General features: G+C 62.5%; 13 protein-coding genes and 1 tRNA gene. 10 read left to right on the forward strand and 4 right to left on the reverse strand.

Annotated features, from left to right (window positions below; translation table 11 throughout):
• Position 1: 1 nt before the first annotated feature.
• Positions 2–139, forward strand: coding sequence for a hypothetical protein (locus ACF66B_RS14680; RefSeq protein WP_162683275.1), 138 nt, complete (start codon positions 2–4; stop codon positions 137–139).
• Between the two features lie 20 nt (positions 140–159).
• Positions 160–672, forward strand: a complete 513-nt coding sequence (locus tag ACF66B_RS14685; protein WP_111430021.1) for a hypothetical protein — start codon at positions 160–162, stop codon at positions 670–672.
• A 131-nt stretch (positions 673–803) separates the two neighbouring features.
• Here ACF66B_RS14685 and ACF66B_RS14690 read toward each other — a convergent pair.
• Both ACF66B_RS14690 and ACF66B_RS14695 read right to left on the reverse strand, forming a co-directional pair.
• A tRNA-Ser gene (locus tag ACF66B_RS14690) sits at positions 804–893 on the reverse strand.
• A 203-nt stretch (positions 894–1,096) separates the two neighbouring features.
• Positions 1,097–2,464: a mechanosensitive ion channel domain-containing protein gene (locus ACF66B_RS14695; RefSeq protein ID WP_111430022.1), complete on the reverse strand. Its 1,368-nt coding sequence runs from the start codon at positions 2,462–2,464 to the stop codon at positions 1,097–1,099.
• 153 nt (positions 2,465–2,617) lie between these two features.
• Between ACF66B_RS14695 and ACF66B_RS14700 the strand changes: the two genes are divergently transcribed.
• Positions 2,618–3,649 (forward strand): TAXI family TRAP transporter solute-binding subunit, encoded by a 1,032-nt coding sequence (locus ACF66B_RS14700; protein ID WP_111430023.1) that lies wholly within the window; start codon positions 2,618–2,620, stop codon positions 3,647–3,649.
• A 7-nt stretch (positions 3,650–3,656) separates the two neighbouring features.
• On the opposite strand, the gene ACF66B_RS14705 is transcribed toward ACF66B_RS14700, so the two are convergent.
• Together ACF66B_RS14705 and ACF66B_RS14710 are read right to left on the reverse strand one after the other, a co-directional pair.
• On the reverse strand, positions 3,657–5,189 hold the full coding sequence (locus ACF66B_RS14705; RefSeq protein ID WP_111430024.1) for a malonyl-CoA synthase: 1,533 nt from the start codon (positions 5,187–5,189) through the stop codon (positions 3,657–3,659).
• A complete protein-coding gene (locus tag ACF66B_RS14710; RefSeq protein WP_111430025.1) occupies positions 5,182–6,444 on the reverse strand; it encodes a malonyl-CoA decarboxylase domain-containing protein in 1,263 nt (420 codons plus the stop codon). The genes ACF66B_RS14705 and ACF66B_RS14710 overlap by 8 nt, the downstream gene beginning before the upstream one ends.
• A gap of 200 nt (positions 6,445–6,644) precedes the next feature.
• Here ACF66B_RS14710 and ACF66B_RS14715 point away from each other — a divergent pair, with 200 nt between their 5' ends.
• The 7 genes from ACF66B_RS14715 to ACF66B_RS14745 all read left to right on the forward strand — a co-directional run bounded on the left by ACF66B_RS14715 (position 6,645) and on the right by ACF66B_RS14745 (position 14,419).
• Positions 6,645–7,370 carry an HAD family hydrolase gene (locus ACF66B_RS14715; RefSeq protein ID WP_111430026.1) on the forward strand — a complete coding sequence of 242 codons (726 nt, stop codon included), beginning with the start codon at positions 6,645–6,647 and terminating at the stop codon, positions 7,368–7,370.
• Positions 7,333–8,292: a sugar-binding transcriptional regulator gene (locus tag ACF66B_RS14720; protein WP_111430027.1), complete on the forward strand. Its 960-nt coding sequence runs from the start codon at positions 7,333–7,335 to the stop codon at positions 8,290–8,292. Before ACF66B_RS14715 ends, ACF66B_RS14720 begins: the two co-directional genes overlap by 38 nt.
• 175 nt (positions 8,293–8,467) lie before the next feature.
• Complete coding sequence (locus tag ACF66B_RS14725) at positions 8,468–9,778, forward strand: sugar ABC transporter substrate-binding protein (RefSeq protein ID WP_111430028.1); 1,311 nt, start codon at positions 8,468–8,470, stop codon at positions 9,776–9,778.
• A 208-nt stretch (positions 9,779–9,986) separates the two neighbouring features.
• On the forward strand, positions 9,987–10,856 hold the full coding sequence (locus tag ACF66B_RS14730; protein WP_111430029.1) for a carbohydrate ABC transporter permease: 870 nt from the start codon (positions 9,987–9,989) through the stop codon (positions 10,854–10,856).
• Between the two features lie 13 nt (positions 10,857–10,869).
• Positions 10,870–11,700, forward strand: coding sequence for a carbohydrate ABC transporter permease (locus tag ACF66B_RS14735; RefSeq protein WP_111430030.1), 831 nt, complete (start codon positions 10,870–10,872; stop codon positions 11,698–11,700).
• 10 nt (positions 11,701–11,710) lie between these two features.
• Positions 11,711–12,712, forward strand: coding sequence for an ABC transporter ATP-binding protein (locus ACF66B_RS14740; RefSeq protein WP_111430031.1), 1,002 nt, complete (start codon positions 11,711–11,713; stop codon positions 12,710–12,712).
• A 237-nt stretch (positions 12,713–12,949) separates the two neighbouring features.
• Positions 12,950–14,419: a mannitol dehydrogenase family protein gene (locus ACF66B_RS14745; RefSeq protein WP_111430032.1), complete on the forward strand. Its 1,470-nt coding sequence runs from the start codon at positions 12,950–12,952 to the stop codon at positions 14,417–14,419.
• Positions 14,420–14,564 lie beyond the last annotated feature (145 nt).

Raw genomic sequence — 14,564 nt, forward strand, 5'->3', positions numbered from 1 at the left:
AATGAAGCTGATCGTCAACACCCCAGCAAATTCGCAGCCCAACCCCCAGCGGCAGGCACCGCCCGAGCAGTATGGCGGCGGCAAGCTGAAGAACGGCCACGAGCAAGAGCGGCAGGAGCCGCCAGCAAACGAAGACTGAGGCAGCAAGGAACCGAGAGCATGAGCTACCATTACAGCGTCTCCTCCCCATACGGCCCGCTGATCCCGGCAGAGATCGTCGGGTCCTCGATCATTCAGGACCAGACCTTCCACAGGAAATTGCGCATCGCCCTGCGCGATGCCGACAAGGGCTGTGACATAGAACTTGAGTTCGGCATTTGCTTCGATTGCATGGAGCCGGGGCAGTGGGAGCTATACCAATACGAAGAGTTCGCGGCTCTGCTTTCCGCCTGCGGCATGACGAAGCTCTGGGATACCGAGCAGCTTCACGGCAAGTGGGTGCTGGCCCCCGAGGTGGCATGGCGCGAGCCCATACCGATCTCCGAGGTGGTTCAGGCGCTGATGCCCTTCAACGGCGGCCTAGTGGCAGCGGCCCGCGCGCACGATTTCCGCAAATATATGCTTGGATACCGGGATCGCGCGCCTTGGGAATCCCCTCGAAACAAACCGATCGCTCCCTTCGGGAAGCCGGAGGCGCGGGCGGCAGGCGGCCCCGTCGAGTCTTGCTCCTGAGGCTCCGGGGCCGCATTGCCCTTGGGGAATCGGGCGCATTCTGACCCGTTTGATTTTGGGCTAGCGTTTGGGCCAGTAGGCATTTGATTACAAAAATAAAACGTTATTAATCAATTGATTAGAAGCAATGATGGCGGAGACGAAGGGATTCGAACCCTCGAAACGGTTTCCCGTTTACTCCCTTAGCAGGGGAGCGCCTTCGACCACTCGGCCACGTCTCCGCTGACCCGTATAGCGGTTTAGGCGGTGGAGAAACAAGGGCGAGTTTCGTTTTTTCTGGAACCGCTTGGCTTGCCGGAGGTGATTGAAATTGCGCCGATTTTCGCGCAACGCCATCTGCGCGCCTTTCGGGCACTGCAGGCGGTGGTCAGCACGTGGTTGCCCGAGCGGCACTCGATGACGGAGGCTTTGGCTGTGGCAGAGGTCACGCCATGGCAGGGGCGGACGTGCCGGGGTCGAGCTTGACGGTGAGTTCCGAGCCGCCCTTCACGTAGATGTCGCGGTGTCCAAGCGGCGTGCGGATGCCATGGATGCGGAATTGTTCCCAGACCGCCAGAAGCACCTCGCTGCGAACGTTTATGATTCCATTGGTCGGATCCTCGATCCAGAAGCGGAGTTCGAGATTGACGGTGCTGTCGGCGAAGCTCATCAGGCGGCAGACAGGAGCCGGATCCTGGAGCACGCGCGGTGTGTTGCGTGCGGCCGAGATGGCGAGCTCCATCGCGTGGCGCACATCGCAATCAAAGGATACGCCGATCGGCGTGAGCAGGCGAAGCCTGTTGTTGTTGTAGGACCAGTTGATCACACGCCGGGTGATGAGGTCCTCGTTCGGAACCAGCCATTCAGTGCCGTCGCGGGTGGTAAGCGAGACATAGCGCGCATTGAGCGCGGTTACCCAGCCGAAGAGCTGCACGGCGCGATTGTCGGGGTCACTTAGTTCCACGACATCGCCGGGCTTGATGGAGCGGTCGAAGAGCAGGATGAGGCCGCTGATGACGTTGGCGATCGGCTTCTGGAGGCCGAAGCCGATGCCGACACCGAGGGCGCCAGTGAAGAGGGCAAAGGCCGTGAGATCAATGCCGGCGCCGGTCAGGGCCGCGACGAGCGCGGTCGTGATCAGCGAAAGCCGGATCATCTTTGTCGTGAGAACCTTGAGGGAAGGGGTCAGCCCGCGGGCCAGCTGCACTCGTCGCTCGATAAGCCGCGACACTGTAAGCGCCAACCAGAGCAGCACGATCAGCTGGAAGGCGCCGCGCACGATTTCGAGCAGGGTGAGCCGCGTCGAACCGAGCCGGATCCCCACGTGATCGAGATAGACAATCAGCGGACTGAGCAGGTGGAAAATGTCGAGCGTTGCCACCCCAAAGGCAGTGAAGGCGATGAGGCGCGAGAGAAAGGCATTTCGGATCAGCAGCGCGGCGAGCCGGATCACCACCCAGGCGGCGAGCAGGTTAACCGCAGTGCCGAGCAGGATGTCTGGCCAACCTAGGGTCCTTGCGGCCGCCATTGCGGCGCCCAGAAACGCGAGCGCGATGAGGGGGAAGGTGATCGAGCTTACAGCCTTGGAGAGGACGAATGCGAGGGAGAGATTCGACAGCGGGCCGGGAAAAAGTCGCAGCAGTCCGGAACGTATGGGTTTGGATAAAATCCAGGCAGCGCAGAGGCAGGCAATCGTGGCCGTGATCTGCCCGAGCGTGGACCAGACGAGAACCTGCGTCAGCAGCCAGTACTCGACCTGCATCCGGAAATTCTCGATGGCGATAACATCGATCAGTCGCTGGTAGCTTTCCATTGCGCCGCCTGTGCCGGAGTTTCCCTGAGTATCCACATCCAAGTCCCTCGAAATCAACCGCCATTTGAAGGCGTATTGCGGATCGGTGCGGCAGCGGACTAACCTTGGCCCGGTCTGAACGGCAGGGATGCATCCCACCGAAAGGGAGACAGGATGCCCAGAATTCGTTTTCTCGCGGGCAATCTGCGGCGAGGCCTCGTCTCGCGCGCGACGATCGGTCTCATTGTGCTTGCTGCCTGGTGCGGCCTAGCCTCGGCTCAATCCGCAACGAGGGGGGATCTCAGTCTTGTCAGCATTGCAACGGGCGAGCGGACTGGGGTCTATTATTTCGCCGGCGGCGTGATCTGCGGGCTGCTCAATGCCCATCGCTGGGAGCACGGGATCCGCTGCATTGCAGAGCGCACCAATGGCTCTATCGAAAATCTTCGCGAGGTGCGGAGCGGAGCGGTGACCTTCGCGATCGCGCAATCGGACTGGCAGAACAACGCGGTGAACGGGACCGGTGTCTTCCAGAGCGCGGGGCGGGACTCCGAGCTCAGGTCGCTCTTCTCGCTGTTTCCAGAGCCGTTTACCGTTGTCGCCCGGCCGGATGCGGGGATCAGCACATTCTCCGATCTCATCGGCAAGCGGGTCAATCTTGGTCCGCAAGGCTCGGGAAGCCGCGCGACCATGGAAGTCGTCATGGACGCGATGGGCTGGAAGGATCAGGATTTCTCCTATGTCTCGGAGCTTCCGATGAGCGAACTGCCGCGCGCGCTCTGCTCCGGAGAGGTCGATGCGGCCGTTTTTATCGTGGCGCATCCGAACCTTGTCGTGGAGGAAATGCTGTCACTTTGCGGCGTGATCCTGCTCCCGGTGCAGGGAGATCAGATCGAGCGCGTCATTAGCGGATATCCCTACTATTTCGATTACCAGATTCCGGCCGGAACCTATCCGGGGCAAACGACCTCGGTTCCGGGGTTTGCCCTCGCCGCGACGCTTGTGGCTTCGGCGCGCACGCCGCCCACAATCGTGCAGGAGCTGGTGAAGGCGGTCTTCAGCAATCTTGATGAGTTCCGGGCGGCGCATCCGGCCTTTGCCCATCTGGACGAGAAGCAGATGGTGACGAGCGGGCTGACCGCGCCCTTCCATGAGGGCGCACTGAGATATTTTTACAGCCACCACATCATGCCGGTGACGCCCTGAGGCCTGCTCACCCTGCCTCGGCTGCTTCAGAGAAAATGCGGGCATGCGCTTCGCGGAGCGCATTCTTCTGCACCTTGCCCATCGTGTTTCGGGGAAGCTCGTTCATCAGCACGTAGGCCCGAGGCTGCTTGAACCCGGCAAGCGTGTCGCGAAGGCGCGTGCGGATGGCCTCGATTTCGGGTGTCTCGCCTTTGCGGGCAACCAGGATCGCGACAACGCTCTCGCCGAAGTCGGCATGTGGCACCCCGATGACCGCACTCTCCAGAACGCCGGGTTGTTCGTCGAGTACGAGTTCGATTTCCTTCGGATAGATGTTGAAGCCGCCGGAAATGATGAGATCCTTGTTGCGCCCGACGATCGTCACGTAGCCGTCCGCATCGACGTGGCCGAGATCGCCGGTGATGAAGAAGCCGTTCTCGCGCAATTCCTCGGCGGTCTTTTCAGGCATCTGCCAGTAGCCTTTGAAGACGTTCGGGCCACGCACCTCGATGAGTCCGATCTCGCCCTGCGGAAGTTCGGCGCCTGTTGCAGGGTCGGTGACCTTGAGCTCGACGCCTGGCAGCGGAAAGCCCACGGTGCCGGCGCGCCGCTCTCCCTCGTAGGGGTTCGAGGTGTTCATGTTCGTCTCTGTCATGCCGTAGCGCTCGAGGATCCGGTGGCCGGTTCGCGCCTCGAAAAGCTGATGCGTTTCGGCGAGAAGCGGTGCCGAGCCCGAGATGAAGAGGCGCATTTTCGCGACAAGGTCACGGGTGAGGCGCGGATCGTCGAGGAGGCGGGTGTAGAAGGTCGGTACACCCATCATCGCGGTCGCCTTCGGAAGCGCCGCGATGACGGCATCGATCTCGAATTTCGGCAGGAAGATCATCGCGCCCCCTGCGAGCAGCGTCACGTTCGTCGCGACGAAAAGCCCGTGGGTGTGGAAGATTGGAAGCGCATGGAGGAGGACGTCGGATGCGGTGAATTGCCAGTAGTCGACAAGCATTTCCGAGTTCGAGAGCAGGTTGGCCTGCGTCAGCATTGCGCCCTTCGAACGCCCCGTCGTTCCGGAGGTGTAAAGGAAAGCCGCGAGGTCATCCTCGCTGCGGGCAGTCGTTTCGAAGTGTTCTGATTGGGCGGCCGCGCGTTCGGCAAAGGAGCCGCTGCCATCGGCGCCGAGGGTGGCGAGCACTGCGCCATGCGCCGTTGCGACCGGCGCCAAGGCCGTTTCCGAGGCAGGATCGCAGAGCAGCAGCTTCGCGCCGGAATTTCCGACAAAGTAGTCGAGTTCGGCGGGTGTGTAGGCGGTATTGAGCGGCAGGAAGATGACACCGGCCTGGGTGCAGGCGGCATAGACCGCGAGCGCCTCCGGGCCCTTCTGGATCTGCACTGCGAGCCGGTCTCCGGGCAAGAGGCCGATCTGCGTGATCGCATTGGCATAGCGGGCAGCCCGCCGGACGAACGCATCGTGGGTGATGGTCTCACCCGATGGCAGATGAAGGAAAGGTGTCTGCCGTCCGGCATGGCGGCCGAAGAGGCGGTCGTAGAGGGGATTTTCAGGCATCGGTTCCGGTCCGGAGCTGGGGGGCAGGCAGGGGGGCACGGGCGAGATTCAGAATCTCTTTTGCCGCGACAACCTTGTTGTTGTTCGCGAAATCCTCGTGATTCTTCGAGATCCGCTTCAGGTCATAGAGATAGTTCACCATTGCGCCCCCCGATTGGGTGAGACCGTTTGGGGACAGATCGCCCATCGGGTGGATGTTGTGAATGAAGGCGCCATTGTTGAGGTGGAAACGGGCCACCGGATCCAGCGGCTTCTCTTCCCTGCGCTTGGCATTGATCAGGTAATGCGCCGCAAGCAGCCGGAGCGTCTCCGGGCTTCCGGCGCGGTCGCCAAGGCCTTCGCTCTCGACCCAGCGCATAAGGCCGGGGATGGGCGAGAGCGTGACGAAGGACTTAAGCTGCGGAAGTTCTCGCGAAAGATCCTCCACCACCTGCTTGATGAGAGAGTTGCCGAAGGAGATCCCGGCGAGCCCGGCCTGGCAGTTCGAGATGGAATAGAAGACCGCCGTGTCGGCCTCGCCCGGCTTCAGCTCGGGGCGCTCTTCGGCGAGCAGGCCCTGGATCGAGCCTGGGATGCCCCTGGTCAACGCAACCTGGACGAAGATCAGCGGCTCGTCCGGCATGACCGGGTGGAAGAAGCCGAAGCAGCGCCGGTCGGCCGGGCGCAGGCGGCGGCGCAGGTCGTCCCAGGAATGGATGGCATGCACTGCCTCGTAGGCGATGATCTTGTCGAGAATATGCGCGGGGCTCTCCCAGTTGATCGGCCTGAGCACGAGGAAGCCGCGGTTGAACCACGAGGCGAAGAGATGGCGGAGATCCGACTCGACCCGGGCCAGGGCGGGATCATCGCCGGCAAGCCGGAGCAGGTCTGCCCGCATCTCCACGAGCCGGCCGGTCGCGCCCGGCACCTGGTTGAGGCGGCGGGCAAGCTCCTGGCGTCGCGGCTCGGACGCGGCCATCAGGCGGCCGTAGTTCCTCTTGGACGGATCGGCACCGTAAGCCTCGAGGGCGGAGCGCATCGCGTCCGCATCGATGTCCAGTTCGCGGCCGAGGTATTCAAAGAACGAGCGCTTCCGATCGTCGGTTCGTGCGGCATAGCGGTCGAGGATCTGGCGGGCGAGCGCCATTCCCGACACTTCGCCGCGGCTCGTCAGAAGGTCCTGCGCGAGTTGGCGCATCGGTCGGTCGTCGCGGGTTTCGGCCGCTGCATAGCGGCGCTCGAAGAGTGTGGACAGAAGGTCGGCCATCAGGCTCATGGTCTGGCTCCTCACGTCGGATCTGGCGCACGTTGGCAGTCCGCAGCAGGCGTTTCCAGGGCGAGCCTAGCAGGCATCCAGCCAAGAGGAAAAGCCGGAGCTCGGCTCAAGTTTTCGGTAATGACGGCGGCAAAGGCGGGCCTTCGCGTGCGGCCGGTTTCGCGCTATGCGAAGCGGAGGCGTCTCGGAAGGGGAATGTGATGAAAAGGGCCCGAACCGATCTCGTGATCTTCGATTGCGACGGGGTCCTCATCGACAGCGAGATCATCAGTGCAAGGGTGCTCATAGCGGAGCTCGCGCGCGTCGGCATCGTGCTCGACCTCGACCATGTGCGGCGGCACTTCCTTGGTAGGAGCTTTCCAACCGTCGCCGAGGACATTCGGCGGAATTTCGAGTGCCCATTGCCCGGCGATTTCGAAGCGCGCTACCGAACGGGGCTGATCGCGGAGTTCCAGCGGAGCCTGCGGTTGACGGAGGGGCTCATGCCCGTGCTGGATCGGATCTGCGTCCCCGCCTGCGTCGCCACGAGCAGCAGCCCGCCGCGGGTCGCACAGGCGCTGCGCATCGTGGGGCTTGCGGACCGCTTCGGGGCTGACGTCTTTACCGCATCGGAAGTGCCGCGGGGCAAGCCCGCTCCCGATCTCTTCCTCCATGCGGCCTCGCGCATGGGTGTGGCGCCCAAGCGGTGTCTGGTGATCGAGGACAGCGTCCCGGGTATCGCCGCAGCGCTTGCAGCAGGCATGCCCGTGCTGCGTTACACCGGCGGTGCGCACTTGAAAGGTGAGGGCCTTCTGGCCAGTCAGTCGGCAGTCCCCGGTGTGGTGAGCTTTGACTCATGGGCCGAATTCGCGCAGATTCGGCCCGATCTGATGAATGGGACAATACACGATGAATGGAGCTGTCGGGGGGGAGCGGAGCCGACTTGACGATGCCGCCCGGGCTGGATGGCTCTATTACGTCGCCGGAAACACCCAGGACGAGATCGCGCGGAAGCTCGGCGTTTCGCGACAGTCGGCGCAGCGCCTCGTCTCGCTCGCGGTCAGTGAGCGCCTGATCAAGGTCCGGCTCGACCATCCGATTGCGCGCTGCATGGAATTGAGCGCTGCCTTGCGGGAACGCCATAATCTCCGGCTCTGCGAGGTTGTGCCGAGCGATCCGGCTGCGCCAGGGCACCTTGCCGGAGTTGCGATCGTCGGCGCGACGGAACTCGAGAGGCTTCTTAAATCGAAGGAGCCGAAGATCATCTCGATGGGGACGGGGCGCGCCCTGCTGGCTTGCGTCGAGCAGATGCCGGCCATGGAGTGCCCGCACCATCGCATCGTCTCGATGCTGGGCAACATGATGTCGGACGGGGCCGCGACGCCCTACAACGTCGTGATCCGCATGGCGCAGCGGGTGAATGCGCGGCACTATCCGATGCCGCTGCCGGTGCTGGCGCGCAATCCGGAGGAACTGGCGATCCTCCATGCGCTCGAGCCGGTCAGCAATACGCTCGAGCTCTGTCGGCAGGCCGACATTTCCTTCGTCGGAGTGGGCAATCTTGATCTCAGGGCCCCGCTTGTCGCCGACGGCTTCGTGCGGCCTGATGAACTCAGAGCGCTCGAGCGGGCAGGGGCAATCGGGGAGATCACAGCCTGGGTCTATGACGAGAATGGGCAATTGATCCATGGGCTGACCAATAACCGCGTTGCAAGCGCTCCGCTTGATGTGGACGCAACCCGTCCTGTCGTCGGGATCGCCACCGGTACGGTGAAGGCGCCCGCGATCGCCGCTGCACTCAAGGGCCGCCTCATAAACGGCCTCATCACCGACGAGGCCACGGCCCAGCTGGTACTCGAACTCGACTGAGCCTCCCACCGCGCTACCTTCTTCAAGATATATCGCAACCGGGGCGCGACTGGCGCTCTGTCCCGCTAACCTTGTCAGCAGGATTTTGCTTAGGATTTTCCTTGACTCGACTCTCATAGTGATCGAGTACTTGCCCATAAGGGTAGCAAATGCCCAATCTCCAGGGAGGACCACCATGAAGAATTCCATCACCGCGCTCCTCGGTGCGAGCGCGATGACCCTCGTTGCCTCGGCCGGGTTTGCAGAAACGCTCACCGTCGCGACCGTGAACAACGGCGACATGATCCGCATGCAGGGCCTGATGCAGGCGTTTTATGAGGCGCATCCCGATATCCAGGTGAACTGGGTCACGCTGGAAGAAAATGCGCTGCGGCAGCAGGTCACGACCGACATCGCGACCGGCGGCGGCCAGTATGACGTGCTGACGATCGGCACCTACGAGGTTCCTATCTGGGGCAAGCAGGGCTGGCTCGTGCCGCTCGACAACCTTTCCGCAGATTACGACGTCGATGATCTACTTCCGGCGGTACGTGGCGCGCTGTCCGTCGATGACACGCTTTTCGCCCTGCCGTTCTACGGCGAGTCGGCGATGATTATGTATCGCACCGATCTTGCCGAGAAGGCCGGGATCCAGATGCCCGCGAGCCCGACCTGGACCGATGTCAAGGCCGCCGCCAAGGCGATGACCGACAAGGACAACGAAATCTACGGCATCTGCCTGCGGGGCAAGGCCGGCTGGGGCGAGAACATGGCACTCCTCGGCGCCATGTCCAACAGTTACGGTGCGCGCTGGTTCGACATGGACTGGAACCCGCAGTTAGACAGCGCCGAGTGGCAGGAAACCGTCGCCGACTATCTCGACCTGATGCAGAACTACGGGCCTCCTGGTGCGTCCTCCAACGGTTTCAACGAAAACCTGACGCTGTTCCAGCAGGGCAAGTGCGGGATGTGGATCGATGCGACGGTCGCCGCGGGCTTCGTGACCGGCCCGGATTCGACCGTTGCAGACAGTGTGGGCTTTGCTCAATTCCCGAACAAGGAAGGCGTGGACAACCACGGAAACTGGCTCTGGGCCTGGTCACTGGCCATACCTGCCTCGTCGCAGAAGCAGGACGCTGCGAAGACCTTCATCGAATGGGCGACGTCGAAGGAATACACCGAGCTGGTGGCTTCCGAGCAGGGCTGGCGGGCAGCTCCTCCGGGCACTCGCAGCTCGCTGTATGAAAACCCCGACTATCTCGCCGATGCTCCTTTCGCCGAGATGACGCTTGAATCGATGAATGCAGTAAACACACAGCATCCATCCGTGCAGGACACCCCCTACACCGGCGCGCAGTTCGTCGCGATCCCCGAGTTCCAGGGGATCGGCACCGATGTGGGCCAGCAGATGTCGGCAGCGCTTGCCGGGCAGAAGTCGGGTGAGGAGGCTCTGGCCGAAGCCCAGACGCTGACCGACGATGCGATGATCGACGCCGGATACAAGTAAACCCGGTCCGATCCACGCCTGCGTGGGCCACCTTCCCTAACTGGTCCGCGCGCTGCCGGATCGCATTTTCCTGGTGCTGCCGTTCGCTCCGGCACGGCAGCACCGATCGACAGCGTCCGGCTCCTCTGTCGCCCGGGACCCTTCCATCTCGGTGCAGCCATGCGCCGTCCGGCCCCGATCCACCGCCCCTCCCTCGTTGGAGCGCCCCATGGCCACACAAGCCTCGCGATCCGCTGCACGTCTCATGATATCGCCGACGGTCATCCTCCTGTTTCTCTGGATGGCGATCCCGCTCGGCACGACAATCTACTACTCCCTTCAGCGCTATCAGCTGCTCTACCCCGACCGGTCCGGCTTTGTCGGGTTGCGGAACTACACCCGCTTCGTTCTCTCACCGGGCTTCGGTGGCGCGGTGGCCAACACGTTGATCCTCGTGCTCGGTGTGCTCATCGTCACCGTCGTTCTCGGCATCCTGATTGCCCTCCTGATCGATCGTCCGATCTGGGGCCAGGGGCCAGTCCGCATTCTGGTGATCTCGCCCTTCTTCATCATGCCGCCTGTGTCCGCGTTGATCTGGAAGAACATGTTCTTCAACCCGTCGAACGGACTTTTTGCCGAAGCCGCGAAATACGTCGGCATGGCGCCATATGATTTCCTCGGGCAAGCGCCGCTCGCGTCGATCATCTTCATCGTTTCCTGGGAGTGGTTACCCTTCGCAACTCTGATCCTGCTCACTGCGCTGCAATCGCTCGATGGGGAGCAGCTCGAGGCGGCGGAGATGGATGGCGCCCCCCCGCTCTCCCGTTTCTGGTACATCATGCTGCCGCACATGAGCCGGGCGATAACCGTTGTCGTGCTGATCCAGACGATCTTCCTGCTGGGAGTTTTCGGCGAAATCCTCGTGACCACCAATGGCGGACCCGGCACTGCCTCCACCACGCTGCCCTTCCTGATCTACAAGGAAGCACTCCTTGACTTCGATGCCGGCACCGCTGCCGCAGGCGGGGTCGTCGCCGTCATTCTCGCAAACATCGTCGCCATCTTCCTGATGAAGGCGATCGGCAAGAACCTGGATTGAGGAAACCGCACCCATGGCACGTGTTGTCACTCCCGCACAGAAGTCGATCAATACAGCAGCCGCCTGGGTTGTGGCGCTGATCATCTTTTTCCCCATCCTCTGGACCTTCCTGACAAGCTTCAAGCCCGAGGAGGTCGCCGTCGCCTCGCCCCCGGTCTTCGTCGGCTTCGACTGGACGATGCAGAACTACCACGACGTCATCGCGCAGCGCGGCTATGGCTCGTATTTCTGGAACTCGGTGGTGATTTCCGTCGGTTCTACCGTGCTGGGCATGATCATCGCGATCCCGGCTGCCTGGGCCATGGCCTTCGTCCATGGCAAGCGGACCAAGGATCTGCTGATGTGGATGCTCTCGACCAAGATGATGCCGGCGGCCGGCGTCCTTGTGCCGATCTATCTGATGGGCAAGTCGCTGGGTCTCATCGATACGCGCTTCATGCTGATGATCGTCCTGATGTTGATGAACCTGCCGATCATCGTCTGGATGCTCTACACCTACTTTCGTGAGATCCCCGGCGACATTCTGGAAGCTGCCCGGATGGACGGCGCCAACCTGATGAGCGAGATCCTCTACGTACTGACGCCGATGGCCATCCCGGGGATTGCCTCCACCTTGCTGCTGAACGTCATCCTTGCCTGGAACGAGTCGTTCTGGACACTCAACCTCACGACCTTTCAGGCCGCTCCACTCACCAAATTCATCGCAGGTTTCTCGTCGCCGCAGGGCCTGTTCTACGGCAAGCTCTCTGCTGCATCCGTGATGGCGATTGTGCCAATCATGGTCATCGGCTGGTTCAGCCAGAAGCAGCTCGTTCGCGGACTCACCTTCGGCGCTGTGAAATAGGAATAGACTCATGGGACGTATTACACTCGACAAGGTGAAGAAGGCTTTCGGCGAGGTGGAAGTCATACCGCCTCTTGATCTCACCATTGAAGACGGGGAATTCGTGGTCTTCGTCGGCCCCTCGGGTTGCGGGAAGTCGACGTTGCTCCGGCTTATCGCCGGGCTCGAAGATGTCTCCGGCGGCCAGATCCGGATCGACGGACAGGATGCGACCCACGCGCCTCCCTCGAAGCGCGGCCTCGCAATGGTCTTCCAGTCCTATGCGCTCTATCCCCACATGTCGGTGCGCAAGAATATTGCCTTTCCGATGAAGATGGCCGGCGTGCCGCAGGAGGAGCAGAACCGCAAGATCGATGCAGCAGCAAAGGCGCTCAACCTCACAGACTATCTAGAGCGCCGTCCCGGCCAGCTTTCAGGCGGCCAGCGGCAGCGGGTGGCGATCGGACGGGCCATCGTGCGGGAACCCGCGGCCTTTCTGTTCGACGAGCCGCTCTCCAACCTTGATGCGGCTTTGCGCGTGGGCATGCGGCTTGAGATCTCCGAACTGCACGAACGCCTGAAGACCACGATGATCTACGTGACCCATGACCAGGTCGAAGCGATGACCATGGCCGACAAGATCGTGGTGCTGCGCGCGGGCGTGATCGAGCAGGTTGGCAGCCCGCTCGAACTCTACCGCACCCCGCGCAACCTCTTCGTTGCAGGCTTCATCGGAAGCCCCAAGATGAACTTGATCCAAGGCCAGGAAGCCAAGAAGTACAGCGCTGGCACCATCGGCATAAGGCCGGAGCACTGCCTGCTCTCGACCGACTCGGGCACTTGGGAAGGCACGGTCGTGGTCTCCGAGCATCTGGGCTCCGACACCTTCCTTTACGTCGATCTCAAGGATCACGGCACGGTAACGGTGCGCGGCAATGGTGAGGTCAGTCTTCATCATGGCGACAGGGTGTTCATCACCCCTGACATGGAGAAGCTGCACCGTTTCGACGACAAGGGACTGCGGATGCCATGAGCCGGACGATTCAGCTTCCCGGCCGTTAGGGCCGTCACACCGCACCGGCCTGGCGGCGCCCGATATGGCTCAGGCGCCGCAGAAACACCGGGGCGCGCCATACGAGCCGCCGCTTTTCCGGATGCGATCGTATCGCTGTCCGGGTGTGAGACTGCGCCGGCGGCACATGAACGATCCGGTCGGCCGGCACTTGCATGGACCGGCAAACGGACACAGGACTGAAAAAGGGGTGACCTCATGCCGACACCGCTCTCTCTTGCCGCACTGGACCAGCTCGATGCGGCCGTCGAAACGCCACGCTATGCCCGGGCAGAGCTCGCGCCGGGCATTCTGCATATAGGGGTCGGGAACTTTCACCGCGCTCACCAGCAGCTCTACCTCGATCGCCTTTTCAACTTGGGCCTGGATCATGACTGGGGGCTCATCGGCGCGGGTGTGCGGCCGACAGACACGGCGATGCGCGATCGCCTCGCCCGGCAGGATTGGCTCACCACGATCGTCGAGCTCGATCCGGAAGGGCTTTCCGCGCGGGTGATCGGCCCGATGGTAGATTTTCTCGAGGTCGATGGCGCCAAGCTGGTGCAAGCACTCGCGGACCCGGCGATCCGCATTGTTTCGCTCACGATCACCGAGGGGGGATATTACATCGACGCCATGACCGGGGGCTTCGACGGAACGCATCCCGATATCATGGGCGATGTCGCGACGCCGGATGCGCCGAAGACAGTCTTCGGCCTGCTTATCGCCGGTCTGAAGGCGCGCCGCGCTGCGGGACATCCCCCCTTCACGGTGATGACATGCGACAACCTGCCCGAGAACGGCCATGTCGCGCGGCAGGCAGTGGAGGGTCTCGCGGCCCTGCTCGATCCCGACTTCGCCGCATGGATCGGCGCGAATGTCGCGTTCCCGAACAGCATGGTGGATTGCATCACGCCTGCGACCTCGGATCGCGAGCGCGCGCTCGTGAAGGAGCGTTTCGGGATTGAGGATGCCGCACCGGTGGTGTGCGAGCCGTTCCATCAATGGGTGATGGAGGACAACTTTCCGCTTGGCCGGCCTGCGCTCGAGAAGGTCGGTGTCGAGTTCGTCGAGGATGTCGCGCCCTACGAGCTCATGAAGCTGCGCATCCTGAACGGGGGGCATGCGGCGATCGCCTATCCCTCCGCACTTCTCGGCCATCATTTCGTTCACGAGGCGATGGCGGATCCGGATATCCGTGCCTGGCTGGTCAAGCTTCAGAAAAGCGAGGCGATACCGACGCTGGGGCCGATCGAAGGGGTCGACTACGGGGCCTATCTTGACCTGATCGTTTCGCGGTTTGCCAATCCCGAAGTCGGAGATACGATCCCGCGTCTCTGCCTCGATGGGTCGAACCGCCAGCCGAAATTCATCCTTCCGACGGTCCGGCAGGCTTTGAAGGAGGGCCGGCCCGTTGACGGGCTTGCGCTCGAGGTGGCGTTCTGGTGCCGCTATTGCGCTGCCGAGGATGAGGCAGGCCGGGCGATTTTCGTCGACGACGAGGCCGCGGCTGAGCTCAAGGAGCGTGCGCTTGACGCAAAGAGCAACCCAACGGCGTTTCTCGAGTATTCCCGCGTCTTCGGCGATCTGGCGCGCGAAGCCGCTTTCCACGACTGCTTCGCCGCGCATCTGACCGATATCTGGTCGCGTGGCGCTCGCGCCGTCCTTGCAGATTATCTCAGGAACTGAGGCGATAACCGGGACCGGGGTCTGCCTCGGTCCTCCGGCTGGACAAGTCGCTTCGCCTTGAGGGCCCAGGACGCCACCGCAGCCCTTGCCGCGGCGGCGTCCCCCGGGATCAGCGGCACGCCGGCCAAGCCGGATGTGCCGGGGC

Source organism: Amaricoccus sp. B4 (assembly GCF_043226085.1).
Lineage (GTDB): Bacteria > Pseudomonadota > Alphaproteobacteria > Rhodobacterales > Rhodobacteraceae > Amaricoccus.